This window comes from Phenylobacterium sp., assembly GCF_030646615.1.
In the GTDB taxonomy this organism is placed as follows: domain Bacteria; phylum Pseudomonadota; class Alphaproteobacteria; order Caulobacterales; family Caulobacteraceae; genus Phenylobacterium.
In genome coordinates this window covers 1-25,952 of record NZ_JAUSLG010000096.1, presented here as the reverse complement: position 1 = coordinate 25,952, position 25,952 = coordinate 1, and the positions used below count along the sequence as shown (strand labels likewise).

General features: G+C 68.9%; 21 protein-coding genes. 7 read left to right on the top strand and 14 right to left on the bottom strand.

Translation table 11 applies throughout. The annotated features are described in order from the left end of the window. Positions 1–26 precede the first annotated feature (26 nt). The gene (locus Q7S93_RS17285; protein ID WP_304715732.1) at positions 27–566 is read left to right on the top strand and encodes a YdcF family protein; all 540 of its coding nucleotides are present in this window, start codon (positions 27–29) and stop codon (positions 564–566) included. Here the strand turns inward: Q7S93_RS17285 and Q7S93_RS17280 are convergent. Together Q7S93_RS17280 and Q7S93_RS17275 are read right to left on the bottom strand one after the other, a co-directional pair. Next, positions 540–746, bottom strand: coding sequence for a hypothetical protein (locus tag Q7S93_RS17280; RefSeq protein ID WP_304715729.1), 207 nt, complete (start codon positions 744–746; stop codon positions 540–542). The genes Q7S93_RS17285 and Q7S93_RS17280 overlap by 27 nt on opposite strands. A 57-nt stretch (positions 747–803) precedes the next feature. Further along, positions 804–1,781 (bottom strand): alpha/beta hydrolase fold domain-containing protein, encoded by a 978-nt coding sequence (locus Q7S93_RS17275; RefSeq protein WP_304715724.1) that lies wholly within the window; start codon positions 1,779–1,781, stop codon positions 804–806. A 140-nt stretch (positions 1,782–1,921) separates the two neighbouring features. Between Q7S93_RS17275 and Q7S93_RS17270 the strand changes: the two genes are divergently transcribed. Further along, positions 1,922–2,728 carry a helix-turn-helix domain-containing protein gene (locus tag Q7S93_RS17270; protein WP_304715719.1) on the top strand — a complete coding sequence of 269 codons (807 nt, stop codon included), beginning with the start codon at positions 1,922–1,924 and terminating at the stop codon, positions 2,726–2,728. Here Q7S93_RS17270 and Q7S93_RS17265 read toward each other — a convergent pair. The 4 genes from Q7S93_RS17265 to Q7S93_RS17250 form a co-directional block, all read right to left on the bottom strand. Continuing rightward, a complete protein-coding gene (locus Q7S93_RS17265; protein WP_304715708.1) occupies positions 2,707–3,330 on the bottom strand; it encodes an FMN-binding negative transcriptional regulator in 624 nt (207 codons plus the stop codon). The genes Q7S93_RS17270 and Q7S93_RS17265 overlap by 22 nt on opposite strands. Continuing rightward, the gene (locus Q7S93_RS17260; RefSeq protein ID WP_304715704.1) at positions 3,314–4,738 is read right to left on the bottom strand and encodes an amidase; all 1,425 of its coding nucleotides are present in this window, start codon (positions 4,736–4,738) and stop codon (positions 3,314–3,316) included. Before Q7S93_RS17260 ends, Q7S93_RS17265 begins: the two co-directional genes overlap by 17 nt. Next, positions 4,726–6,885 carry a S9 family peptidase gene (locus Q7S93_RS17255; RefSeq protein WP_304715701.1) on the bottom strand — a complete coding sequence of 720 codons (2,160 nt, stop codon included), beginning with the start codon at positions 6,883–6,885 and terminating at the stop codon, positions 4,726–4,728. Before Q7S93_RS17255 ends, Q7S93_RS17260 begins: the two co-directional genes overlap by 13 nt. A 128-nt stretch (positions 6,886–7,013) precedes the next feature. Beyond that, positions 7,014–9,230, bottom strand: a complete 2,217-nt coding sequence (locus Q7S93_RS17250; RefSeq protein WP_304715696.1) for a TonB-dependent receptor — start codon at positions 9,228–9,230, stop codon at positions 7,014–7,016. A gap of 338 nt (positions 9,231–9,568) precedes the next feature. Here Q7S93_RS17250 and Q7S93_RS17245 point away from each other — a divergent pair, with 338 nt between their 5' ends. After that, positions 9,569–10,144, top strand: coding sequence for a hypothetical protein (locus Q7S93_RS17245; RefSeq protein ID WP_304715690.1), 576 nt, complete (start codon positions 9,569–9,571; stop codon positions 10,142–10,144). On the opposite strand, the gene Q7S93_RS17240 is transcribed toward Q7S93_RS17245, so the two are convergent. The 4 genes from Q7S93_RS17240 to Q7S93_RS17225 form a co-directional block, all read right to left on the bottom strand. Next, on the bottom strand, positions 10,141–10,959 hold the full coding sequence (locus Q7S93_RS17240) for an acyl-CoA thioesterase (RefSeq protein ID WP_304715689.1): 819 nt from the start codon (positions 10,957–10,959) through the stop codon (positions 10,141–10,143). The two genes, Q7S93_RS17245 and Q7S93_RS17240, sit on opposite strands and share 4 nt — an antisense overlap. A 243-nt stretch (positions 10,960–11,202) precedes the next feature. Further along, complete coding sequence (locus Q7S93_RS17235) at positions 11,203–12,702, bottom strand: PepSY-associated TM helix domain-containing protein (protein ID WP_304715686.1); 1,500 nt, start codon at positions 12,700–12,702, stop codon at positions 11,203–11,205. Then, a complete protein-coding gene (locus Q7S93_RS17230; RefSeq protein WP_304715682.1) occupies positions 12,699–13,274 on the bottom strand; it encodes a hypothetical protein in 576 nt (191 codons plus the stop codon). Before Q7S93_RS17230 ends, Q7S93_RS17235 begins: the two co-directional genes overlap by 4 nt. Continuing rightward, complete coding sequence (locus Q7S93_RS17225) at positions 13,271–15,502, bottom strand: TonB-dependent receptor (RefSeq protein ID WP_304715674.1); 2,232 nt, start codon at positions 15,500–15,502, stop codon at positions 13,271–13,273. The genes Q7S93_RS17230 and Q7S93_RS17225 overlap by 4 nt, the downstream gene beginning before the upstream one ends. Positions 15,503–15,656: 154 nt before the next feature. Between Q7S93_RS17225 and Q7S93_RS17220 the strand changes: the two genes are divergently transcribed. Further along, a complete protein-coding gene (locus Q7S93_RS17220; RefSeq protein WP_304715664.1) occupies positions 15,657–16,196 on the top strand; it encodes an NTP transferase domain-containing protein in 540 nt (179 codons plus the stop codon). Positions 16,197–16,236: 40 nt separating this feature from the next. On the opposite strand, the gene Q7S93_RS17215 is transcribed toward Q7S93_RS17220, so the two are convergent. Then, positions 16,237–16,719, bottom strand: a complete 483-nt coding sequence (locus Q7S93_RS17215) for an Lrp/AsnC family transcriptional regulator (protein ID WP_304715658.1) — start codon at positions 16,717–16,719, stop codon at positions 16,237–16,239. A gap of 213 nt (positions 16,720–16,932) precedes the next feature. Here Q7S93_RS17215 and Q7S93_RS17210 point away from each other — a divergent pair, with 213 nt between their 5' ends. Together Q7S93_RS17210 and Q7S93_RS17205 are read left to right on the top strand one after the other, a co-directional pair. Continuing rightward, on the top strand, positions 16,933–17,760 hold the full coding sequence (locus Q7S93_RS17210; RefSeq protein WP_304715655.1) for a TIGR02587 family membrane protein: 828 nt from the start codon (positions 16,933–16,935) through the stop codon (positions 17,758–17,760). After that, a complete protein-coding gene (locus Q7S93_RS17205; protein ID WP_304715651.1) occupies positions 17,757–18,176 on the top strand; it encodes a hypothetical protein in 420 nt (139 codons plus the stop codon). Before Q7S93_RS17210 ends, Q7S93_RS17205 begins: the two co-directional genes overlap by 4 nt. On the opposite strand, the gene Q7S93_RS17200 is transcribed toward Q7S93_RS17205, so the two are convergent. Together Q7S93_RS17200 and Q7S93_RS17195 are read right to left on the bottom strand one after the other, a co-directional pair. Then, positions 18,161–23,017, bottom strand: a complete 4,857-nt coding sequence (locus Q7S93_RS17200) for a DUF3320 domain-containing protein (protein WP_304715646.1) — start codon at positions 23,015–23,017, stop codon at positions 18,161–18,163. The genes Q7S93_RS17205 and Q7S93_RS17200 overlap by 16 nt on opposite strands. An 80-nt stretch (positions 23,018–23,097) precedes the next feature. Further along, complete coding sequence (locus Q7S93_RS17195; protein WP_304715644.1) at positions 23,098–23,334, bottom strand: DUF5961 family protein; 237 nt, start codon at positions 23,332–23,334, stop codon at positions 23,098–23,100. A gap of 148 nt (positions 23,335–23,482) precedes the next feature. Here Q7S93_RS17195 and Q7S93_RS17190 point away from each other — a divergent pair, with 148 nt between their 5' ends. After that, positions 23,483–24,079: a DUF4142 domain-containing protein gene (locus Q7S93_RS17190; RefSeq protein WP_304715641.1), complete on the top strand. Its 597-nt coding sequence runs from the start codon at positions 23,483–23,485 to the stop codon at positions 24,077–24,079. Positions 24,080–24,670: 591 nt separating this feature from the next. Here the strand turns inward: Q7S93_RS17190 and Q7S93_RS17185 are convergent. Further along, positions 24,671–25,261 (bottom strand): recombinase family protein, encoded by a 591-nt coding sequence (locus tag Q7S93_RS17185; RefSeq protein WP_304715640.1) that lies wholly within the window; start codon positions 25,259–25,261, stop codon positions 24,671–24,673. Positions 25,262–25,952: the final 691 nt, after the last annotated feature.

Here is a 25,952-nt window from a genome sequence, read left to right as displayed (position 1 = left end):
CCCCCGCCCTGGGGCAGGCTTCGCCCATGAACAAGGCCGGCATCGTCATATTCGGCGCCGCCGTTTGGCCAGGAGGCCGGGCCAGTCCCGCCCTGGCGCGGCGCGTGGGCTATGGCTTGGCCGCAGCACGGGCCAGGCCTGACAGTCCCATCTTCTGTTCGGGCGGCCTGGGCCGGCACGGTCCGTCCGAAGCTCGGGTGATGGCCGACCTGCTGCAGGCCGCCGGGGTCGATCCGGCGCGCCTGGTCCTGGACGAGCACAGCCGCGACACCCTTGAGAACGTCATAGCTGCGCTGGGTTTCCTGCGCGCCCGGGGCTTGAGCCGGGCCATCATCTGCACCGACGCCTACCATGTCCCCCGGGTGGCGATGATGTTCGCCCTGCTGGGGGTGACGAGCGAGCCTGGTCCTATCGGGGCCGGCCGGGGCCGCGCCCGGCGCCGGGAATGGTGGCGGATGAGCGCGCGGGAGGTTCTGGCCTATCCCTATGACCTCGTTCTTGTCCTGGCCCGCCGGCGGGAAATTCTGGCTCGCGCGGACTCAGTGGGCGAGCCCGCCGGAACTTGAATCGGCGTCCGTCCCGTCGGCGCCCTCCTCGGGCTCCGGCTCGGGCGGACCCTCGGCGGCGTACTGGGCCAGCACCCCGTGAAGGCCGAGCAGGGCGTCCTGCGGCACCACCGCATGGAGCCACACCTCATAGCGCCCGTCGGCCAGGGGGCGGTACTTCAGTTCTGGGGGCTTGCTCATGGGACCGGTCCGAATCGCCTGGAAAGAGTCGACCTGACCCTAGACCACGCAGAGCCTTCAGGGCGCCGGGGCCAGGGTTGCGGCCAGCCAGTCTGAGCCGTCCTGCAGGGCGCGGTCGGCCAGGGCGCTGATGGAGACCGCCTCCAGGAAGCTGTGCGAGGCGCCGGCATAGAGTTCAGCCCGGACCTGCACCCCCGCCGCGGCGAGGCGATCGGCCAGGGCCAGGCTCTGCCCGGTCAGGACGTCGCAGGCCGGAATGGTCAGGAACACAGGGGGCAGGCCCGCCAGATCGGCCCGGGCGGGGACGGCCAGCGGGTTGGTCCGCTCCTCAGGGGTGGTGAGGTAGGCCGCCCAATAGACGTCCATCTCCTCCGGGGTCAGCATGTAGCCCTGGCCGCCGAAGCGCACGCGATGCTGGGGGTCGATCTCGGTGTCAAAGGCGCCATAGTGGAGCATCAGGGCCTTGAGCAGGTCGCCTTCGCCGGCGTCCCGCAGGGCCACGGCGCTGGCCAGGGACATGTTGCCGCCCACGGAATCGCCGCCCATGGCCAGTCGCGACGCATCGCCGGCCTCGCCCACGCCGCCGCCGGCGGCCCAGCGGACGGCGGCCAGGCATTGCTCCAGGGCCAGCGGGAACTTGGCTTCCGGCGAGAGGGCGTAGTCGACCCCCACCACCACGGCCTGCGACCTGGCGGCGTATTCGCGCATGAGCCGGTCATGGGTCTCCAGGCTGAACAGCATCCAGCCGCCCCCATGGACATAGATCAGGATCGGCTTGCCGGACTCTGGCGAGGGATCGTGAATCCTCAGGCGCACGGGGCCGTGAGCCGAAGGGGCGTGGGCCTCGGTGGTGCGATGCATGACAGGCCCGCCTGTCCGCCAGGGCGCCCGCACCTTTTCGGCCACCTCCCGGGCTTCGACGGGAGTCAGGGCGCGGCCCTGCGCCTGGCGGGCATACTCCTGCCCGGTGCGGGCGATGAAATCCCGCACGGCGTCGTCCAGATCGCCGCCGCCCAGCCCTTGGATGCCGCTCATGCTCGTCCTGACACCTTATGGCGGGCGGTGGCGCCCGATTGTTGACCTTGCCGCCTAGGGGGCAGGCGTTCGGGGCCGATACCAGCCCGGGGTTTGGCTCGCCGTCGACCATCGGCCTGTGATCGTCTAATGTGGGCCATATGGAGCGAAGCACACGCGGCGACGACTATCAGCACGTCCCCCGACCGGTGGCTGTGCTGGTGGACGAGTACCCGCCGCACTTCATGGACCCGCCGCACAGCCATGAGCGGGCGCAGCTGCTCTATGCCAGCGCAGGCGTGATGTCGGTGATGACCGACGACACCAGCTTCACGATCCCCCCGCAGCGGGCGGTCTGGATGCCGGCCGGCGTGCGGCATCAGGCGCTCTGCCGGGGTCATGTCTCCCTGCGCACGCTGTATGTGGAGCCCGGCGCCGATGCGCGCCTGCCGGATCGCTGCCAGGTGCTGAAGGTCAGCAACCTGTTGCGAGAGCTGATCCTGGAGGCCTCGGACCTGCCGGTGGAGTACGCCCTCGATGGTCGCGAAGCGCGGATCATGCAGTTGATCCTGGACGAGATCGCCGTGGCGGTGGAGCATCCGGTCCAGGCCCTCCAGGTGCCGATGCCCAAGGACGGACGGTTGCTCCGGGCCTGCAGCCTGGTCATGGACAGCCCCGGCGACGAGGCCGACCTCGACCATTTCGCCGACCTGTCGGGCATGGGTCGGCGGACCTTCACCCGCGCCTTCCGCCGCGAAACGGGCATCAGCTTCAGCGAATGGCGCCAGCAGGTGCGGCTGGCCCACGCCCTGTCGCTGCTCTCCCTGGGCGGGGCGGTGACGACGGTGGCGTTCGATGTGGGCTACAACAGCCCCAGCGCCTTCACCGCCATGTTCCAACGGGCCTTCGGGGTGGCGCCCAGCCACTATTTCGAAGCCGCCATCGATCATGCGCGGGCGGCGGCGTAGACGTCCATCAGGCGCGCCAGATCCTGCGGACCCTCCTGCTGCAGGGCGGCCATGATGTCGGCGAAGACGTCGTCCCGCTCGTCCTGGCCGAGCTTGAACACCACTCGCCGGGCGCGAATTTCGGCGCGAAATCCCACCACGCCCCGGGACAGACCCTCATAGCGCGGCCCCATGTCGTCGGCGCCCCACGCCTTGGGGCGCCCAGCCTCCATGGCCTCGATCAACTCGTCCAGGACGGCCCGGGTCGCCTCCGGGCTTTCCTCGAAAACGATGTCGCAGTCAAAGGCGGCGCAGGCATAGTTCCAGGTCGGCGCCTGGGTGCGGTCTTCCATCCAGGAGGGGGACACATAGCCGTGCGGCCCCATGAACAGCGCCAGCGCCCGGGGGGCGGCCCTCAACCGCTGGACCTGGGGATTGGACCGGGCGAAGTGCCCGGCGAGCGCCGTGAGCTGGCCCGCTCCGTCCAGTCGCGGGCGAAGGGGCAGGGGCGTGGCGGAAAAGCCTTCCCCCGCGCTGACCACCCAGGCGAGGGGATGGGCGGTGACCAGCGCCAGAACGTCGGCCTCGGATCGCGCGGCGTACTTGTCAGGCGGCGCGTCCATCGCGGCCCCCGTTCACGGAGATCTGCGGCCAGTGAGACGCCCACGGGGCGGCGGCCTCCAGTTCGAAGGCCAGGGCGAGCAGCAGATCTTCCTGCCCCCGGTCAGCGGCGAACATCAGGCCCAAGGGCAGACCGTCCCCGTCCCAGGCCAGCGGCAGGGTCATGGCGGGCGTGCCGGCCATGTTCTGCAAAGGCGTATAGCCGCACCAGCCGAACATCCTGGCCATCAGCGTCTCGGGCGCGGTGTCGGGCGCCATCTCGCCGATCCGCGGCGGGGGCGCTGACAGGGTCGGGGTCAGCAGGACGTCGAAGTCCCCGAAGAAGGCGGCCAGTTGGCGGGGCAGGGCGGCGATCTGACCATAGGCGGCTTCCAGATCGGCATGGCTGAGTCCCGCAGCGATCTCGCCCAGGGCTCGGGTCCAGGGCTCCAGCGCCACGGCCGGGTCCTGGCCCGCGGCGGCGACAGCGTCGACGCAATCCGCGCCGATGTGGCTCCACAAGACCTGCTCGGCGCGCTCGGCGGCGGGGCCGTCGATGGCGGGCCAGGCCGGGCGCACCTCGTGGCCCAGGCGGGCGCAGAGATTGACGGTCTCCTCCAGGGCCCTGGTCAGGCTCTCGTGCGGCTCGGCGCCTGCCAGGGTGCGGCTGGCATAGGCGATCTTCAGCCGGCGAAGGCTGGGTCCGGTGATCGTCGGGGCGGCCTCGGGCCGGGCCAGGGCGAAGCCGGCGGCCACGTCGCGGACGCTGCGGGCCATCAGGCTGTCGCCCACCAGCAGATCCTCGATCACATGGCGGCTGCGCACCCGCACCGTGGTCCCACGGCCGGGCTTCAGCCCTGGCAGGCCACAGGCCGAGGCGGGGATGCGGATCGAGCCTGCGCCGTCGCTGCCATGGGCCAGGGGGACTAGCCCCGCCGCCACCGCCGCGCCAGCCCCGCCGCTGGAGCCGCCGGGCGAATGGGCCGGCGACCAGGGATTTCGCGTCACAGGACCGATAAGAGGCTCGGTGACCGGAAGCAGTCCGAACTCCGGCATGGCCGACTTGCCGACGGGAACCAGGCCCGCGGCGTCCAGTCGCCGGACATAGGGATGGGCAAAGGCGCGAACCGCATCGCTACGGCTCGCCGATCCCGCCCGGCTGGGCAGGCCCGGATAGTCCAGGGAGTCCTTCAACAGATAGGGAACGCCGGCCAGCGGCCCCTCAGGCAGGGGAGCGGCGGCGCGCCTGCGGGCCAGGTCGAAGGCCGGCCAACTCACCGACAGCAGCTGAGGATCCAGGGCCTCGATCCGGACGATCGCCGCTTCGGTCAGCTCGGTGGCGGTGACCTCACCGCGCGCCACCAGGGCGGCCTGGTCGTGGGCGTCGAGGCGCCCGATGGTGAAGGCGTCGTCCCGTCTTATGCTGACCATATGAGGCTCTGCTCGGCGAAGGCCCAGAAACGGCCCATCTGTTTGAACTGCGACGACAGGCCGCCGGCCGCCTGGTGGCCGGCCTCCATGTCCGTCAGGAAGAGGATCGGGCCGCCGCCGGTCGCCTGCTCGCGGATCTCGGCGACCCACTTGGCCGGCTCCCAGTAGCTGACCCGCGGATCCCGTACGCCGGCCGTCGCCAGGATCGGCGGATAGGCCTGGGGCCGCACGTTCTCATAGGGCGAGATCGAGGCGATGTAGTCATAGGCTTCCGGGTCGGCCAGGGGGTCGCCCCAGTCGGGACGGAAGGCCGGCACCAGCGGATGGTCGGCGTCGCTCATGGTGTTGAGCATGTCCACGAACGGCACCTGGGCGATCACACCGCCCCACAGGTCCGGCCGCATATTGGCCACCGCGCCCATCAGCAGGCCGCCGGCCGACAGGCCATAGGCGACCACGCGCTTGGGCTGCGTATAGCCCTGGTCGATCAGGTGTTCGGCGCAGGCGATGAAGTCGGTGAAGGTGTTGGCCTTCTGGAAGCGCCGGCCATCCAGGAACCATTGGCGGCCCTTTTCCGAGCCCCCCCGCACATGGGCGATGGCGTAGATGAAGCCCTGCTCCACCAGCGCCAGCACGGGGACCGAGAACTTCGCCTCGGTCGAGGCGCCATAGGAGCCGTAGGCGAAGAGCAACAGCGGCGACCGGCCGTCCAGAACCGCGCCCCTGCGCATCAGGACCGTGACCGGGATCTGTTGTCCGTCGCTGGCGGGGGCGAACAGGCTCCGCACCTCATAGGCGTCAGCGGAATAGCCCGCGCCGATCTGCCGGGCCTTGACCAGGGTCTGCTGGCCGCCCGCCAGATCGCAGTCGATCCAGCGCGGCGGGGTCCGTGGGGACTGCCAGTTCAGGCGCAGGACCGCGGTGTCATAGGCCTGATGCGGCTCCAGGGTGACGAGGTAGGCGGCCTCATCGAAGGCCACCTGCACCTCATCGCCGCCGTCCCGGGGCAGGGCGATCACCTCCAGGCGGCCGTTGCGGCGCTGGAGGCGGACCAGGTGGTCGCGGAGCGGCCGAATCTCCAGGATGTGCCGGCCCGGCGCGTGGGCGATCCATTCCTGCCAGTGGGCGCGGCCGGGACGGTCGAGGGGCGCGGTCATCAGCTTGCCGTCGATGGCGTCGTCGGCGTCGGTGAGGATGACCAGCTGGCCGTTCCACTCCTGAACCTGGTAGTGCAGTCCAGGCTGACGGGGCTCCACGAGGATGGGTTCTGCGGTGGGGTTATCCGCCGGGATCAGCCGGGCCTCATCCACGTCCGGGCCCAGGATCTGGATGGTGACGAAGGCGCCGGACGCCATCCGCGACAGGGCCATGAACAGGGCCGGATCGCGCTCCTCATAGACCAGCTCATCGCTGTCCCCGCGGACCGGGCGGCGGAAGATTTTGGCGGGGCGGCCCAGGGGATCACGCCAGATCCAGAACACCCATTGCGAGCAGGGGGAGACCACCAGGCCCTCCCAGCCGAAACCCTCGGCCTGGGGGGTGGTGCGGACCTCGCCGGTGGCGAGGTCGCGGATGCAGATGCGGTGGCGATCGCCGCCCTCCACGTCCTCGGCCCAGACAAACAGGCTGTGATCGGGGCTATGGGCCGCCGCCGTGGTGCGGAAATAGGCATGACCCCGGGCGCGGTCCTGCTCGTCCAGCAGGATCTGTTCCTCGCCGCCGCCGATGGGCCGCCGGGCATGGACGGGATGATCCTCGCCGGGACGCACATAGGCATAGTAGGCGAAGGGGCCATCGGGGACCGGCGGCTGGGATTCGTCGCCCTCGGCCAGGGCCTTCATGCGCTGGGCATAGGCGTCCTGCCGCGCTTGCGTCGGGGCCAGCAGGGCCTGGGCGTAACGGTTCTCGGCCTCCAGATGGGCGCGGATCTCCGGCGACATCAGGCTGCTGTCGCGGGAGACCTCGGCCCAGTTGGGATCGCGTAGCCAGGCATAGGGATCATTGCGGACACGGCCCAGTTGCTCGATCCGCAGGGGCCGCCGGGGCGGACGGGGCGGGGCGATGGCGCCCAGCCCGTCTTCCGCCCAGGAAAAGCAGGGCGCCAGGGCCAGGCCCGCCGTCGAAAGCAACAGGGTCCGTCGGTTCATATGCTTTGCTCCGTCTTCGGCCACAGCCTCAGAGCACGATCCAGAATTGTCTGCCGGATCGTGCGCGCGACCCCGTGAATTAGCCTATCGCCGCCGCTGAATCCGCGGGGATTCAGCGGCGGGAATCTCTAGAGCGACCAGTTCAGAGTCACCCCGAAGGTGCGCGGCCGAATCAGGCCCTGGCTGAGGCCATTGGCCTCGGGAACGGTGCGCGTCACGCCCCGCTCATCGCCCAGGTTCGACCCGAACAAGGTGACCGAGGTCGGCCCCATGGTCGCCCGCAGGCGAAGGTCGATCACGTTGAAGTCGCCCTGGGTGTTCGGGGTGACCCCCGGCACGGCGGAGTTCAGGTCGCTGATGCCCGACGAGACATAGCGATGCGAGAGCGTCAGGGTCGGGTCGTAGGCCGCCTCGAACCGATAGGAGGCGGTGTTGGAGATCGACCAGTCCGACGAGCCCGGCAGTTGCGAGCCCTCAGGCGCGGTCCCGTACCACAGGATGAACAGCGGCTCGTCGAGCCGGGCCTCCATATAGGTCACGGTCGACTGGAGATCGAACTGTGGGGTCGGGCTGAAGGTGACCGAAGTCTCGAGCCCCTTGATCGTCGCCGCCCCCCCATTGGCCGCATAGTTGAAGTTGTCAGGCGTCTGCAGGCGAAGCTGGATGTCGGACCAGTCCACATAGAAGGCGGTGGCGTCCAGCAGAAGGGCGCCGCCGACGAGGTTGGACCGAACCCCGACCTCATAGTTCTTCAGGCTGTCGCTCTTGGAGCCCGACGGGACCGGGAAGGCGCTGAGGCCCTGGGTGTTGGGCGTGCCGAACCGGAAGCCTTCCGAGTACAGGCCATAGACCATCAGGTCTTCGCTGGGGGTGTAGGTCAGCGACACCTTGGGCGAGAAGCCGTCCTGCTCATCCGTCTGGGTGGTCCCGGTGGAAAGCCCGCCGGGATAGGTGGAGAAGCCCACCTGGCTGTCGATGGACTCGATCTCGGTCTTGAAGAGGCGGCCGCCAGCGGTGAGCTTCAGCTGCGGCGTGAAGTCGAAGCTGGCCTCGCCGAACAGCGCGGTTTCCGTGGCGCTGAGATCGCCGAAGAAGGCGTTGAAAATCCGGTCGTCGGGGGCGATGACGGCGCCAGACCCGGGACCAAAGAGCGGCGAGGCGTTGAACGCCGCGGCCACGCCGGAGACGGCGCCGAGTTGCTCGTAGAGGTCCTTGTCGCTCTTGAAGTACATCGCGCCGACGAGCCATTCGAAACGGCCCTCGCCGTTGGAGGCCAGGCGGACTTCCAGGCTCTCGCCGGTGGACTCGCCGCCGCTCTCGATAAACAGCGGCGTTGAGAGGTTCAGGCCCAGATCGGCGTTGTAGGCGTCCCGATAGGCGGTGAAATCGAAGACATAGCCCTGGGTCTTTTCCTGATAGGCGCCGATGGCGGTCAGGGTGGCGAAGCCGAGGTCGTGATCGACCCGCAGGCTGTGCAGGGTGACCTCGGTCTCATTGGTCTCGGCCAGGGCGCTGGAGCGTCCAAGGTCGCCGAAGAGCGGGTTGCGGTAGGGCGCGTCATCGACCTCGGTCTTCTGGTAGAGGCTCAGCCAGGACACTTCGGTAGCGTCGGTGGGCGTCCAGACCAGCGACAGGCGACCGCCGCCAATGGTGATGTCGCTGGAGCCGTTCTCACCGATGCCGACATTGTCGAGATAGCCGGGATCGTTGCGATAGGTGGCCACGGCGCGCAGGGCGAGCTTGTCCTCGACCAGCGGGATGTTGACCATCCCCTTGATCCCCCCGCCGACATCGGCGTTCCGGGTCTTGCTGAGTGTGGTCTCGATGGCCGCGTCATAGGCGCTGGCGTCGGCCTTGCGGGCCACATAGTTCACCGCCCCGCCCATGGAGGCCGAGCCGAACAGGGAGCCCTGGGGACCGCGCAGGATCTCCACATGGTCCACGTCGAAGGCGTCGATGTCCGGGATGACGATGGTCCAGCCCGGCTCGGTCAGCGGCACCTCGTTGATGTAGTAGCCGGTGGTGCCCTGACCCTGGACGTTGCCGGAGTTGGTGGCCACCCCGCGAATGACCACGTGGGAGGTGCCCGGCTGGAACTGGTTGAAGGTCACGCCCGGGGTGCGGGCGATATAGTCGGCGTAGCTCTGGGCGCCGATGGCCTCGAGCTGGGCGCCGCTGACGGCGCTGACCGAGCCGGAAATCTCCCGGACGCTGACTTCGCGCTTGGTGGCGGTGACGATGATTTCTTCGAGCAGCGTGCCGCTGGCCTGGGCCGCGGCGGGTCCAGCGATCAGGCTCGCGGCGCCGACCAGCAGCAGGCCGCGGAACGACTTGAGACGCGTCATGACAATCCCCCTTGTTTGGTTGTCCCAACTCGCGCCGGACCTAGAGCCTGATGCGGTCAGACGGGATCGTCTGACCGTTGAATCAGGCTCTAAACTCTGAGTCTTGAGCGCGTTTCGTCCGATAACCGTTTCCCACTTATCGGAACGCGCTCTAGATCCGGTCACAGGCAGGGAGGCTATGACGCTGCTGTGACGCTGGCCCTCCGCCCGGGGTCATTTACTAGCGCGCGCGGGCCAGGGGTCGGCAGCGTCCATATGGGCTAGGTCGCCCTGGCGATCTGTCTATGGTGGAGCGCGGCGCAGAACCCGGCGCCGGTGCGGTATTGGGAAGGTCATCCATGAGATTGCAGGCTCAGATCACCGGCGTCGCGCTCACCCTGGCCCTCGCGCCCGGGGCGGCACTGGCGGCCAGCCCCGCGGCAGAGTTCTTCGAACGGCTGGGCGTCCTCTGTGGTCAGACCTTCGGTGGCCAGGTCGTCGAAGGCGATGACACCGATGCGGCCTTCCGCGAGGCCGAGCTGGTGATGCAGGTGGCCAGCTGTTCGGACGAGGAGATTCGCATCCCCTTCCGGGTCGGCGAGGATCGATCGCGCACCTGGGTGATCACCCGCCTGGGGGAGGATCGGCTGCGGCTCAAGCACGATCACCGCCACGCCGACGGGACCGAGGATGAGCTGTCGCAATATGGCGGGGACACCGTCGCGGCAGGGTCTGCTGAGCTGCAGGCCTTTCCGGCGGACGCCTATTCCATCGCCCTGTTCACCCGCACCGGCCGCAGCGTCTCCAACACCAATGTCTGGTCCCTGGGCCTGACGGAGACCACCTTCACCTATGAGCTGGCCCGGCCGAACCGCTTGTTCCGGGTCGCCTTCGACCTGACGAAACCCCTGGCCGACGACGCGACCAAACCCTAGTCGCGGGCGCCCTCGAAGACCCGCAGGATCATCGACTGACTGGCCGTGGCCATCAGTTCTCCGTCCTGGGCGAACAGGTACATGGCGCCATGGGCGAACCCGCCGTGGACCCCGTGGACGCGGATGTCGGCCAGCACCCAGTCGGTGGGCACGATCCGGCGATAGCGGATGGTGTTGTCCAGGCTGTTGCCGCCGGCGTTGAGGCCCAGCGCATTGCCCAGGGCGCCGGGGATGAAGTCGGCGATGATGGCCAGGAAGCTGGAATCGATCGGCAGGCCCTCCCGCGACCGGATCCACAGCAGCAGCCGGCCGTCCTTGTCCGGCGTCCCGGCGGTGGCCCCGCCATAGCGGCCCTGGGCCACGCGGACCTCGATCCGGCTGTGCAGGTCATCGCCGCCGCCGCGCCAGTGGTCGGCGGGAACGCAATCCTCCGGCGGCGGCGCCTTGGGGGCTTCCAGCCACTGGGCCGAATGCTCGCTCTCCCGGGCGCCGAGGGCGGCGTTGACCGTGAAGATCTCCTTGTCGCCCACATGGCCGATGATCCGGGCCTGGCTGTTGTACTTGCCCGAGGCCGGCACCCGCACATCCAGATCGACGATGCTGGGGGGCCTGGCATAGGACAGGTACTGGGCCGTCGCCCAGACCGCGGGCCGCTCACAGGTGCGCTCCAGGGCCGCGATCGCCGCCCCCATGCCGACGCCGCCGAACATGAAGAGGTTGCCCGGCGGGCCGACGCACACCGCCGGGCTCAGCGGCAGGTACCAGCGGTTGGCGTTATGGGTGGCCTGCAGGTTGAAGAAGAGGGGCTGGCTCATGGGGTCAGTTCGCGGCCTTTCGCATGAGTTCGCGCCGTGCCTCAAAGCCCCTGGGTGGAACCCGACGAGAACCTTGACGGGCTTGCTCGTTCTGCTGGATGGCCCGCCAATAGGCCGAGACCGAGGGTGCATCAAGCATCGGGTCGGGCGCGTCGAAGATCGGCGTCACGTTCTCCGCCGAAACAGGGCCGGAGCTAAGGCGCCGTCGGCCAGGCTACGGTTGGCCGGTCAGCCGTCCGCGGGTTACTCGGCCGGCGCCGGGGAGGGGGCGCCGAGCGGGCGGGCCGCGCGAGGCCAGACCGAAAGGACGAGGCCAGCGGCCAGCAGGATCGCCACCGCGTTGGTGATCCAGGCCACCGGATCTGCCGCCTCGCCTCGCCAGACGGCCATATGGGTGATCACGGCGACGCCCAGGCTGAGCGCCGAAGCGAGCCGCAAGCGGCGCGAGATGGCGGCGGGCGCAGTCCAGACAAAGGCTGTTCCCAGGGCCAGCAACGTGACGACGGCCCAGCTCGCCAGGGGTGGGATCGCCGGGACGAAGCTCAACGCCGCCGAGACGCCGAAGGCCAGGGGCTGGCTCCAGACCGTGGCGATCCAGATCCGCTCCCACATGGGCGCCGGCCGGCCCTTGTCGCGCCGGCGGGCGAGCCAGATGGCGACGCCGCTGCTGGTGACCACAGTCAGTCCAGCGCCCAGCACGGCGTAGACGAGCTTGATCGGCCATCCGCCGAACCAGCCGAAATGCAGCTGGCCGATCGCCTGGATGATCTGGGCGCCCAGGGTCTCGCCCCCCATCGGCGCCTCGGTCAGGGGGCGGCCAGCCCCGTCGAACACATAGGTCTCGCCCGCGGAGAGACGGCCGGGCGCGCCGGCCAGCACCTGCACGCTCTGGCCCCGCTCGCCGGGGTGCTCCATGACCACATAGGTGGGGACGGCCTGGGGGCTCATGCGGGCCACCTGGGCCAGGGCGGCGTCGACCCGGGCGATCGGGGCGGCGCGCGGATCATCCTGGGGCGCGGGCGGCAGGAAAAGGTCATAGGCCCGGCCGACATCCCCCTGGAACAGGGCGAGCGCCAGGACACCCGCGATGATGGTGGTCAGGCCGAGCAGGGCGCCGGTCAGGGCGATGGTCACGTGAAAGGGCAGGGCCCAGACGCTGATCCGGTTGTGCAGATCGGCTTCCTGCAGCCGCTTGGAGCCGCCCCAGCGCAGGTGGAAGGCGTCGCGGAACACCCGCGGATGGGAAAAGACGCCAGAGATCAGCGAAGACAGCAGCGCCACGCCGGTCAGGCCGACCACGAATATCCCCCAGCTCCGCGGCAGATGCAGATAGATGTGCAGGGTAGTCATGAAGTCGGTCCAGGGCGTCGGCGCCGGACCGGTCAGGCGTCCCTGCCCATCGGCGAACAGCTCCAGGTCGCCGTCCTCCCGGTCCACATAGAGCGAGAGCCGGGGCGCGCCGTCGGTGGGCAGGCTGATGAAGATGTGCTCGGCCTTGCCGTACTGGGCGATGGCGCCTTCGACGGCCGTCTGCAGGGCGGCGGGGGCGATGGCGGTCATCTGCGGGGCGGCCGGTTGCTCCCAGCGGTGGAATTCCTCGGCGAAGACCGCCACCGTGCCGGAAAAGCAGACCAGATAGATCAGGGCGGCGAAGGCCAGGCCCAGGGCCGAATGGCCCGCCAGCACCGCGCGGACGAAGCCCGACGGGATCTTCGGCCAGATCGGTTTGCCGCCCTTGCTCATGAGAAGCCTTTCAGTACAGCCGCGGTGAAGGTCACCAGGGTGACCCCCGACAGCACCGCAGTGGCCCGCAGGATCTTGTCGTCGGCCAGGGTCCAGGCCATGCCCGCGGCCCAGAGGATGGGAACCAGAAGGCCGCCCAGGACGATGCGGGTCTGGGGCGGGCCGGGGACCCAGACGGCCCAGGCCAGGCCCACGCCCATGGCGGCGATACCGCCCAGAGGGCCGGCCAGCAGCACCCGCAGCCAGCCGCGCCAGGCCTTGGACGGTCGCTCGGAGGGCTCCAGCGCCACGTCACGCGGGGGGCGGCTGCGGCTGGTGCGTTTCTGGAGGCTGGCGGCCACCACGGCCAGGGCGCCGAAGGACACCAGGGCCGAGGCCATGAACGGACCCCGGGCTGGCCCAAGAAAGGGTGCGGCGCCGAGGACGGCGGCGGCCAGGGCGCCCCATCCGGCCAGCATCAGCCAGGGCCGGGCGGCGTCGCGCCGCCGCCAAGCCCGGCGCAGGATCAGGGCGGCGGCTGCGCCCAGAGCCGTGAGCGCCGCAGCGGCGAAGACCTCGGCGGCGGAGGTCACCACTCGATCTCGAGGGCCGCCCCGATCACCCGGGGATCGCCGAAGATGGCGCGGTTCAGGCTGGCCTGCTCGTATTGGACATATGGCTCGTCCAGCAGGTTGCGGCCATAGACCGAAATCCGCCAGTCGCCGGCGTCATAGCCAAAGCGCCCATTGACCAGGGTGCGGGCGTCGATGGCGAAGTCGCTCTGGGTGACGCCGGTATTGCTGAAGGCGTCGCTGCGATAGCTGGCGTTCAGGTTCAGGAAGAGGCCGCTATCCCAGCGGTAATTGCCGCCGACCGCCCAGGTCCAGTGGGGCGCAAAGGCGAATTCCGAACCGGCGAGATCCACATGGGTCGAGCCGACGGCGACCTCAAAGTCCTCGAATTCGGTCTGGGTATGGCCCACCGAGGCATAGAGGTCGTAGGGGGCGGCGGGGCGCCAGGCGCCCTCGATCTCAAAGCCGTAGAGGTGGGAGGCGCCGGCGTTCTCGGTCTGGGTGTCGTAGATATTCGCGCCCAGATTGACCATCACCTGCTGGTCGCTCCAGTCGACATAGTAGGCGTTGGCGTTGAGGGTCAGGGTCTCGTTCAGCCAGCTGGTCCGCAGGGCCAACTCGTAGTTCCAAGTGTACTCCGGATCGTAGGGGACCACGGTGGAGCGGGCCACGTTCACGGTCGAGCCGCCGGACCGGTAGCCCCGCTGCACGACGAAAGACACCGAGGCGTCGTCGGTCAGGTCGTACTTGGCGCCGAGCTTGGGCAGGAAGGCTTCGAAATCTCGGCTGGTGGTGGGGGCCGAGCCGCCGGCCTGGGCCACGAACAGCCCCACCACCTGGTTCAGACCGCCGATCACCGGGGCCAGGGATCCGAAGGCCGCAGGATCGGGATAGGCGCCGCCGAATGTGGCGATCTGCTCGGAGGACTGGATGTTCTGCTCCCGGTCGTAGCGGAAACCGGCCAGGATCGAGAGCTGCGACGTGACCTGGAAACGGCCATCGCCAAAGAGGGCCATCGTGCGGATGTCCTCGGGCGAGGCGCCGAAATAGTCCACCGGGATCGCCGGCAGCTGAGAGACATAGAGGTTGGCGATCATGCCGGCCGTGGCGGCGTCCAGGCCGAAGGGCGCGCCCATCAGGACCCCCTGCAGGGTGGGGGCCGGCGTCGGCACATTGGTTCGGGCCTCGCTCACATAGTCCCGGATGCGCCGCGCATGATAGGCGCCGACCAGGCCGCTGAGGCGCTGGCCGGAATAGGCCAGGCGCACCTCCTGCGAGAGCACCTCATCTTCCTCGGAAATGATCCCGAAGGCGTCGGCCACGGGGCCGTAGTCCCCGTCATAACGGCTGAGATCTTCGACGCGGCTCCAGGCCGTCACGCTGGTGAGGTCGAAGCGATCCGAGAGCCGATAGTCGGCCTCCAGGGTGATGAGGTCGGCGGTGCTGTCGCTGTCATTGGGGAAGTCGCCGCCGGTGATCCGGTTCTCGAAGGGATCGGGAACGTCGGTGCGGGCATAGCTGTAGACATAGCCGCCGACCCGCTCGTCATGGGTCCAGACCAGCCGTGCGGTCAGGTCGGGCAGGGCGCTCGGCGTGAGCAGCAGCTTGCCCCGGATCGTCGTGGCGTCGGTGGGATCCTCGTCCTGCTCGCGCGTGGTGTTGTAGACGAAGCCGTCAGCCTCGCGATCTTCGATGGCCAGGCGGAAGGCCAGCTGGTCTTCGATGATCGGTCCGCCGCCGGCGAAGGCCAGGCTGCGTTCTCCGGCGTCCGAAACCATGGCCCGCGCCCGGCCGCTCCAGCTCCAGGTGGGCTCGGCGGTGCGGATCACCACCGCGCCGGCCAGGGCGTTCCGGCCCTGGAGGGTCGATTGTGGCCCGCGCAGGATCTCGACCTGGGCGACGTCCCACATGTCCAGCGGGCCGTTATTGAGGGCGCGTTCGGGGATGGCCGCGCCATCCACATAGACCGTGGCCAGGCCGCCGCTGCCGCCGCCGGAGACGCCGGTGTTGCTGACGCCGCGAATGGTGAAGCCGGAGCCCCCATAGGTGGAGGAGACGTTGGCCGTTCGGGCGACGATGTCGAAGAAGGTCTGGATGGCCTCCTCTTCGATCTTGCGCGCATCGACGACGGCGACGCTGGTGACCGTGTCCTGCAGGCTGCGTTCGGTCTTTTCGCCGGTGACGACCACCTCGCGAATCTCGGTCGCCTCATCGGCCCAGGCGACCCCGCCTCCGAGGCCAAGAGCCAAAGCGCCGATTGTCCATGCCCTGCGAGACATACTACCCACCCAAATAAGAACGACTCGCAACTGCATTTTATAATTATGAGAGTCAATCTCAAAACGCCGTCGTGGAGGGGGCTGCGCCCTTGTGTGGCGACGGGTTCAACGCATGATGGGAGTCATGACTCTCATCGCCCTCATCCTCACCGGCGGCCGATCGGCGCGCATGGGTCGTGACAAGGCTCTGATCGACTGGGCGGGCCGCAGCGCCATCGAACGTGTGGTCGAGCTTGGCCGAGCGGCGGGCGCGGGCTCGGTGCTGAGCGTGGGACGCGACTATGGCTTTGGGTTCGCACCCGACCCGACGCCGGAGGCGGGACCCGTCGGCGGGTTGCTGGCAGGACTGGCGGAGGCCCGGGCGCGAGGCGCTGCGCGCGCGCTCGTTCTGGCCGTGGACGCCCCCACCCTGAAGGTCGAAGATCTCGCGCCGCTGCTGGCCGCGCCGGCCCCGGGGGCGACCTTCGAGGGCCTGCCTGTCCCCATGGTCCTCGCCCTTGACGCCGCCCCGCCCGAGGCGGCCGACGGCTGGCCGCTGCGCCGGTTCGTGGAGCGGGCGGGTCTCGCGCTCCTGCCGACGCCGCCGGCCGCCCTGATGCGCCTTCGGGGCGCCAACACGCCCCAGGAAATGGCCGATCTGCTCGCGGCGCCGGGATCCGCCTGAGACCTCGGCCGGTCGGGGAGGCGATCCAGGCGGTCGAAGCTCAGCGCAGGGCGCGGACGTGCAGGGGCACGGCGGTGGTGTGCTTGGAATCGGCCAGGGTGATGATGGAGCGGATGTCCACCACGCCGGGCAGCTTCAGGAGCGTCGAGACGACGAAGTCCTGGTACCAGGTCAGGTCCGGGGCCAGGACCTTCAGCATGGCGTCCATCTCGCCGAACACGGCGTAGCACTCGGTGATTTCAGGAATGTCCTCGACGGCGAAGCGGAAGCTGGCCCGGTCCTCGTCGCTCAAGGCGGCCATCTTGAGTTGGGCGAAGATCTGGATGGCGAAGCCGAGCTTCTGTCGATCCACCAGAACCACCGTGCCCTTGATATAGCCGTCTTCCCGCAGTCGCTGGATACGCCGCCAGCAGGGGGACTGCGACAGGCCGACCTGCTCGGCCAGGTCGGCGGTGGAGAGAGAGGCGTCCTGCTGCAGGATTTCCAGAATCCGGGTGTCGATGGCGTCGAGGGTGCTGGGCATAACCATGCTCGCAAATTGGGTCCCGTGCATCGCGGATGCAGGCGAGGCCAGAGTCAAGCTTGGCGCTGCCTGGGCTGGCCGCATCTTGACGATCTGTCCCCGGGCGGCCTGCTATCGGTCATGAGCGGCGGCCGCGGGAACCCGGCGGGTCCGTCAGACACTTGGGACAGCACGGTGGCGGAGGCCGCAGGGCGCAACGGGCGGAGGATGCGGGTGCTGAGCGCCTTTCGGGCGGACGCCGAGTTCTTGAAGGGGCTGGGGCGGGCCTTCGCCGGCGCGCTGATCTTCTCCCTTCCCATGATGATGACCATGGAGATGTGGTGGCTGGGCTTCTACATGGACCCGCTGCGTCTCGCCCTGCTGTTGGTGCTGACCTTCCCGGTCCTCGTGGGTTTGTCGCGCTTTGGCGGCATGCGGCCGACGGCGCATCTGCGCGACGACGTGGCCGACGCCCTGGTCGTCATGCTGGTGGCCGCGATCGCCGCGTGCGTCATCTTGTGGGTATTCGGAATCCTGACCCCGGAGATGTCGGCCCGCGAGATCATCGGCAAGATCGCGCTCCAGACCGCGCCCGGCAGCTTCGGCGCCATGCTGGCCCGCAGCCAGCTGGGCGCTGAGCCCGAGGGTGAAGGCCCCGAGCGAAGGGATCCGACCTATTGGGGGGAGCTGTTCCTGATGGCGGCGGGCGCGCTTTTCCTGTCCTTCAATGTCGCCCCGACCGAAGAGATGGTGGCCATCGCCTACAAGATGTCGGTGTGGCAGGGCGTGGTCCTGGCGTTGCTGTCGCTTGGCCTCATGCACGCCTTTGTCTACGCCCTGAACTTCAGGGGCGGATCCCAGCATCCCGACGATACGCCCGCCTGGGTGGTTTTCCTGCGGTTCAGCGTGGTGGGCTACGCCATCGTCCTGTTGGTCAGCCTGTTCGCCCTCTGGATTTTTGGCCGCACCGACGAGAGCGGCCTCCAGGAGGTCATCAGCGCAGCCATTGTCCTGGGCTTTCCTGGCGCGATCGGCGCCGCCGCTGCGAGGCTTCTCCTATGAGCGCGTCAAACAGGGATGACGGGGGCGCCCGAAAGGCGCCCGAAACCACCTCGGCCTTGGAATGGCTCGTGGCGGCGCTTGGCGGCCTGCTTGTGCTCTTCGCCGTGGGCTACATGGTCCAGTTCGCCGTGACCCACCCCGAAGGTCCGCCGGAGGTCCGACTGGAGGTCACCAGCATCGCGCCCAGCGGCGAGGGCTATCTGGTGAGCTTCAAGGCCACCAATACCGGGCGCAGCACCGGGGCGGGGTTGATCATCGAGGGCGCGCTCACCCTCGGCGGCGAGACGATGGAGACGAGCGAGGCGACCATCGACTTTCTGCCCCAGGAGTCCGAGCGCCTGGGCGGACTGTTCTTCACGGAGAATCCGGCCGACCACGAGATGGAACTGCGCGCCCTTGGTTACGCCGAGCCCTGAAAACTCTGGGAGACGCGCAGCCTCAGGCGCCCCAGATAGTCGGTCTCCAGATCCTCGTTCAGATGACTGCGCGTCGCGCCCTCGATCGCGGCGGCCAGATCCACCCCGGTGCGGGCGAATCCGAGAGCGCGCGCCGTCTCGGTGACCAGCTCCGAGAGTTCAAGGGCCTGGTTCTCGGCGAGCACCAGGCGGGCCATGGCCGCCAGCTCGGCCGGGGCGATCGTGGCGGCCTTGCGCACCTGATCGGAGGCGGCCAGGGCCGAGCGATCCCGCGGCGCTGGCCTCTCGCCTTCGGCCATCGACCAGAAGCCGCCGTCAACGCTCAGACGGCCTTGGGCCTGGGCCAGCAGGAGGCCGCGCTTCACCGCCTGCCGGGCGCGGCCGCCGGCCCGCTGCAGGCCGCAGGCTGAGGCGAGCCGGCGGGCCACCTCATCCTCGTGGATCGGCTGTTCCACCTGGACGATCTGGGCGACCAGGGCGGCCAGGCGCGGCTCGGCGATGGTGTGGGGTTCGTCGCCAGGCTCGACCTCAGGGGCGGCGAAGGCGTAGGGCGCAGGCCCGCGGGACCTGGCCGGCGAGGGGACCTCCACCGGCTCAGGCTCAGGACTGGAGCCCACCGCCGTCGTCTCCGGCCCAGCCAGCGGTTCTTCGTCAAGCGGCTCATAAATCTGGTCGGCGTTCGGCAATGGCCGCCCGGCGAGCGCAGCTTCGATGGCGGCCCGCAGCTTCTCCACCTCGCGGTCCCGGCGATAGAACCAGTCGGTGGACCAGATGCGATGGATCTTCCAGCCGCGGCTCTCCAGGATCTGCTGGCGCAGCCGGTCCCGGTCCCGGGCGTAGCGCGAGCTGTGATAGGCCGCGCCGTCGCACTCCACCCCCAGGATGTAGCGGTCGGGATTGGCCGGATCGATGACGCCCAGGTCGATGAAGAAGCCCGCCATGCCGACCTGGGGGTGACAGGTGAAACCCAGGGCCTGGACGGCCTGGCCGACCGCCTCTTCGAAATCACTGTCGAAGGACCGGCCAGACGGGGTGTTGATGTCGGAATAGCCGTCCTTGGCGAGCTTCAGGAATTCCCGCAGGGCGCTGACTCCGGGCTTGCCGCCGGCCTCCAGGCGGATGTCCTCGGCCATCAGGGACGAGAAGACCTCGCAGCGTTTGCGCGCCCGGGTGATCAGCACGTTCAGCCGCCGCTCGCCGCCTTCGCGCCCGACGGGGCCGAAGTTCTGCGTGAGCTTGCCGTCTCGGTCGCGGCCATAGCCGACGGAGATGAAGATGACGTCCCGCTCGTCCCCCTGGATGTTCTCCAGGTTCTTGACGAACAGGGGCTCGCGCCCCTCGCCGCCCTTCATCAGGGCGTCGAGCTCCGGATGCTGGCGGGCCAGGGCGTCGATCCGATCACGGACGGCGTCCCGCTGGGCGACGGAGAAGGTCCCCACGCCGAGGGACAGTTCAGGACGCTCGCGGGCGTGGCGCAGGGCGGCCTGGGCGACGGCTTCGGCCTCGATCTCGTTGCGCGCCGTCCGGCCCCGTTCATAGCCGCCGGGGGCCACGGCATGAAACATCAGGCCGGTTTCGCCGTCATGGGCGCGGGCCACCACCGAGGGCGGCAGCATCAGCTGGTTCTTGTAGAAGTTCCGGTTCGAGGTGGCGATCAGGGCCGGGTGTTCGCTGCGATAGTGCCAGCGCAGCATCCGTTCGGGAAAGCGTGAGCAGAGGTTGAGGATGCTCTCCACATCCTTCACCGCCGCCTGCCGGATGCGGGCGTCCGCCGGGGAATCGTCCCCCTCTTCGTCGTCATCCGCGCCGTCGTCATTGACCATGCGGTTGAAGAAGTTGGTCGGTGGCAACTGACGATCATCGCCCACCACCACCACCTGGCGGCAGCGGGCGATGGCGCCCAGAGCGTCCTCGGGCCGCACCTGGCTGGCCTCGTCGATCACCAGCAGGTCGAACTGCAGGGCGCCGGGCCGCAGGTACTGGGCGATGGACAGGGGGCTCATCAGGAAGACCGGCGTGAACCGCTGGATCGCCTCGCCGGCGTGCGCCATCAGCTTGCGGACCGGCATCAGCCGCCGGGACTTGTTCATCTCGTCCTTCAGAACCCCCACGGCCCCGGCAGAGCCGGTCGGCTGGCGGTCGAGATGGACCAGGGCGACCTCGTCGGCGGCGCAGGCGATGCGGTCCAGGTCGGCCCGGCGAAATCGCCGAACCAGCTGATCGAGTTCGTCCCCCGGGATCTGGCCAAGCTCCGGGTCCCGGACGCGCAGGGCGGTCCACATGGCCTCGAAGGCCGCCAGCATCAGGACGGGCTCGACCTCGGCCGGGGCGATCTCGCCCTGGAAGATCTGGCGGGCGAAGGCGCCGGCCCCGATCCCGTCCAGCCAGGCCAAGTCATCACGGACGGGCGGCCACTGGACGATGTCGGCCAGCCGCTGGGCCCAGATGGCGACAGCCTGGGCCAGCCCTGCCGCCGTCAGCTCGTCCTGGCCTCGCCCGTCGAAGGCGGTGGTCTCCGTCAACTGCAGCCGCGTCTTCAAGGCCTCGGCGCTCGTGCTCGCCGACTCCCACGCCGCCTGAAGTATGTCGGCCCTCCCTGCGGCCTCGGGGGCGAAGATCAGGGCGTGCGCCGACACCAGGTCGATCTGCGGCCCGTAGGTCGAGGCCGTCTGCAGCCATGAGGCCAGTTCGGCGGCCGACCGCCAGTCGGTGGTTTCGCCCTTCCAAAGCGGGCCGAGCCAGGGGGCGAGCCTGGCGCCGGCCTCGGCCGTCGACGTCGCCAAGACCTGGCCTTCCATAAGCGCGTCGAGGGCGGCCAGCCTCGCCGGATGCTTCGGCAGCTTGCCCACCCAGACGCCGCGCAGATCGGCCACCGCCGCCCGATAGCGGCCCGAGAACAGACGCAGCAGGGACGTCCCCTGGCCGGCCAGGATTCGCCGCTGGGTCGTCCAGTCGTCCTTCCAGGCCTCAGGCCGGATCAGCGGTTCAAGCTGCGCCCGGATGGCCAGCAGGCGCGCGCCGGCCACGGCGGTCCTGGCCAGGTCATCGGCCAGATCCAGGGCCAGGGGGTGAGCCAGAATCTCGTCGGCCTGGCCCGGTCGCGCCGCCAGGTGGCGGAGGGCTGCGATCCAGGTGGGGGTCTCGCCCAGGGTTGGCCCCGCTGGGGCGACAAGACGCCGCGCGGCGTCAGCCGTGGTCTCCGTCAGGGCCTCCAGGCGCGCCAGAGCCTCTCTCAGCAAGGGCGCTAGCCGTTCCTGCTCCAGCATGTCCGGCGCGGCGATCCCCACGCCCCGCCAGGGATGGAGGCAGGGGGGACCTGCGCTGGCCAGGCGTTCCCCCAGCCGCTCGGCGCGAAGGCGCGCGCCTTCGATCGCCGCCTCATCCCAGTTCACCGCCTGGGAAAGCTCAAAGCTGGGCGCAGGCGCCTGGCGGTCTTTCAGCAGGCTCATCCGACCGATCAGGTCGAAGGCCGACAGTCCATTGTCGCCCGGCCGGTGCAGGCGGTCGGAATGGCCGCGCAGTCGCGTCTGGGTCTCCGCCAGCCGCCGCAGGATCGCCGGGGGCCAGGACGGGGGCGCGGCGGCGTCGCGGGCCTGGCGAAGCTGCTCCAGCACCTGGGTCTTGGCCGCCTTGCGGCTGTGCAGCTCCAGGCAGATCGTGGCCAGCTTGCGATCCACCAGCCGCTGGTGGACCACATCCAGGGCGGCCATCTTCTCGGCCACGAACAGTACGCTGCGGCCCCGCTGCACCGCGCCCGCGATGATGTTGGTGATGGTCTGCGACTTGCCGGTGCCGGGCGGGCCCTGGATCACCAGGTTCTTGCCCGCCATCACCTCCTGGATGGCGATGGCCTGGGAGCTGTCGGCGTCGGTGATGTGGATCAGTTCAGCCAGCGGGAAGGCCTCGTCGATGCGTCCGTCCTCGCCGATCACCGGCGTATCCTCCAGCGGCTCATCATCCCGCAGCAGGATGTGGCTGAGCAGGGGATGGCCCGTCAGCATTTCCGGCCTTGGCCAGTTGGCCGGGTCCAGGTCTCGCCACAGCAGGAACTTGGCGAACGAGAAGAAACCCAGCAGGATTTCGTCGGTTCGGACCCGCCAGCCCTCCCGCTCGCCGATGGCCGCGGCCACCTGGGCGCAATAGTCCGACGGCGACCAGTCCTCGCCCTCGGGCAGGTCGGGGAGGGCGATGCCGAAATTCTCCTTCAGCCAGGCCTGCAGGCTGACATTGGCGATCAGGTCGTCCTGGCGGATTTCCAGCTTGAAGCGGTCCTTCGCCCCGTCCCGCGCCAGGTCCACCGGCAGCAGGACCAGGGGCGCGTAGCGCGGCGTGTCCCCCGCACGCCCCTCGCGCCATTCCAGGAAGCCCAGGGCCAGGAACAGCACATTGACCCCCTGTTCCTCCTCCAGGGTCTGGCCTTCGTAAAAGAGGCTGAGCAGGCGCTTCTGCAGGCCCTCAGGCGTGAGCTGGGTCGGCAGGCGGGCGTCGCGCCCCCGGGTTTCGCTGAGGTCAACCTCATTGGCCTCTGGCGGTGGGGCCCAGACGGCGGGCTCGGCGGCCGCCTCGTCCTCGGCTTCTGCTGAGCCGGTGGCCGTGAAGCTCATCAGCCTGCCGGCAAACAGGGTGCGGAACACGTCGTCTGCGCGGCGGCCGAAGACGCGCACCTGTCGCGCCTTGGCCGACGCCAGAGGCGTATTGATCAGCTTGTTGCGCAGGGACCGGTCCAGCAGCCTGTCCCGCGCCGTCTCCAGGGCCGAGGTGAGGGCCTCGAGATGCGCTGGTCCGGGGTGCGCCTGATCCGCCGCGTCGTCCACATTCGCCGTCGCAGCTTCGTCGGCCACAGCGTCCTCGCCCCATTACCCCTGGTCCCGCGACTATGGCGTGCGGGTCGGCCGGGGGGCAACCGTCAGAACAGGGCAGATCAGCCGCAGGCCGAGGTTTCGCCGCTGTCGAGGTCTACCCGGAAGCAGTGCTCGTGGCCGCTTTCCATATCCTGCACGACGAGGCTGATCTCGGCGCCGCCATCAGCCAGGTGCAGATCTTCGACATAGGCCAGGGCGGCGGCCTCGAAGCTGCGCTCGGTCAGGCGACGAACAGCCTGATGATCGCCCTCGGCCAGATGGACGCAGTATTCACGCTCGAGCTTTGTGTTGGACATAGGACCTCCGACGAGGACAACGCGTGGTCGTCAAATTGGATTCAAGGTCCAGCAAACCCTGAGTCGGCCTGGTTGCAGGCGCCGCCGTGTTCGGAACCCATCGCTCCGCTTGGTGTTGGCTTGACAGGATTTAATGAGGGAGCTCCCTATGAAACGCTATCTGATCGTATCGGCCTGCGCCGCCGCCCTGGTTGGCCTCGCCGCCTGCGGCAACGGCGATGGAACCACCGAGGTCGGCCAGTCTGAACCTGTCAACGCCGCCCAGGACGCCACCTCTGCCGCTGTCGGCCAGACCTCGGCGGCCACGCTTGGGGCCCACACGCTCGGCGGCTACGTGATGAACGCCGCCGTGGGCGACATGTACGAGATCGAAGCCGGCCGCATGGCCCAGGAGAAGGGCCAGAGCGCCGAGACCAGGCAGCTGGGTGAAATGCTGGTCAATGACCACACCACCAGCTCCGGCCGCCTGGCCGAACTGGCCCGGGCCGCCGGCGAAACCCCGCCCACCGAGATGGACGAGCGCCGCAAGGGTCTGATCGACAACCTGCGCGCCGCGAATGGGGCCCAGTTCGACAAGGTCTTCGCCGAACAGCAGGTCGCCGCCCACCAGGAGGCGATCACCCTGCATGAAGGCTATGCCGAGAACGGCGACAACGCTGGCCTCACCGCCTTCGCCCGCGAGCTCGTGCCCAAGCTGCGCACCCACCTGGAACGCGCCCAGGCTCTGGAAGCCGCGGCTCAGTAAAGCCCGGCTGGCCAGTAAGGTCCGGTTGGTATGGGAAGAGGCCCGCGCAGGATGGCTGCGCGGGCCTTTTCTATTGTCCTGCCGCTCGGCCTAGACGAACAGGAAGTCGCTGGCCCACAGGGCGCCCAGGTGAACATCGGCCAGGACGATGACCTGGTTGGGCAGGGTGATGACCACGTCATCCTCGCTCAGGGTCGCGCGGCCCAGCAGGGTGCCCTGGCGCCGCCCTACCGGCTCGGTCGCAAAGGGTGTCGCGAAAGGCGGCGTCTATGTGGCTCGGAACGCCGCCAAGAAGGCGCCATATTCTGCCAAGCCCGCTTGGCTCGAACTGCCGGTTTCGGTGAGCCGTGCGGGGGGTCGCGCAGCCGCCTAACCGGCGAACTTTGGCGAGGTATTCGTGAGGCGGGAATTCACGCCGGTTCAGCGGCGGAAGGAATGGTGGATGCGACAGGGCCATGGCTGAGCCCTCGTCGATGACCGGCTGGTAGAGGCTGCTATCGGGCGCGTTGAGGGGCTGGTCGTCGGCCATATCGGCGATCCTTCGGGAGGTAGCGGGGGGCGATCACCTACACCGTGGATCGGATCGTGGCCTCAAGCGGCGATGGCTTTGACGCTCTCGCGGGCGATCTTGGTGACGGTAGTGGTGGAGGCTTTGTGCAGGCGTGCAGTGGCGCGGATGCCCACACCGTCGCGCAACGATCTCCTGATCGCCTCCACACGGTCGTCGGCCATCGGCTTGCGGCCGGACTTCTTCGTCGAGCGACGCAGGCCGGACAGGATGCGCTCGCGGATCATGGCCCGCTCGTAGGAGCTAAAGACCGAGAGCATCTGGAACATCATCGCGCCGCTCGGCGTGCTGGTGTCGAGCCCTTGGGTGTGGACGTAGAGATCGACACCCTTGGACTGGATGTCGCCGAGGAAGCCCACGAGGTCGGGCAGACTGCGGCCGAGCCGACAGATCGACCACGCCGCTATGAGATCGAAGTCCTTGCGGGCGACCCCTTTGAGCAGGCTGTCGTAGCCGGGGCGCCGATCACGGCCCTTGGCGCCGGAGATGCCCTCGTCCGTGAAGGTGGCGACGATGATCCAGTCCATGCGGCTGGCCACGGCCTGAAGGTCGCGCAGTTGGTTCTCGACCGTCTGGTTCCTGTCGGCCGTGCTCACCCTCGCGTAGATCGCCACTCGCTTCATGAGCCCGACGATCTCATGGAAGCTCGATCCGTCTAGCAAAACCCGTCGTTCGATTCAGATGATGTCGGGCACGCCGGGGACCGATGTGGCGGCCCTTGTTATGGCTGGTATTTTCGAGCCTCCCAGAAGCCGATTTCCGAGGGGGTTTGGGAGAACGGGTCCGGCGGCGCCATTGGCGCCAATAGCGACCTTAGAACCCGTCCGCAGCGTGCTTGTCTGGGCCTTCGGCCGCCGCCCATGATTTTCTGGTTCCGACCCCACAGGTCGTGATCCCGATCTCGCCGCCGGGAGGCCCTGAGCGAAGTCGAAGGCGCCGAACGGCAGGGCGACCGAGCCGCGAGCGGCTCGCGGGGATGTCTCCGATCAGGCTTCAGCCTTCACATGTCGGCATCTGGCCAAAGCCATCAACCTACCGATTGAGAGGTGGGCTCAACCGCCCACCTTGCCGGATCGAGATCGCCATCTGCGGTCGTCACCGCATGCGCGGCTCCGACCCCAGCCGGACAATCTCGCACCGGCGATTTCTATCAGCCGACTCCTCGTCAGACCGATCTCGTCGGAGAGCCCACGCTAAAACCCGTCCGCACTCTCTTTCTAATAAGCACGCTGCGGACGGGTTTTAGCGGCCCCGGTGACGGTCTGTTCAACGGTCAGAGCAGAGGGTGAAGGAGAGGATCGGCGG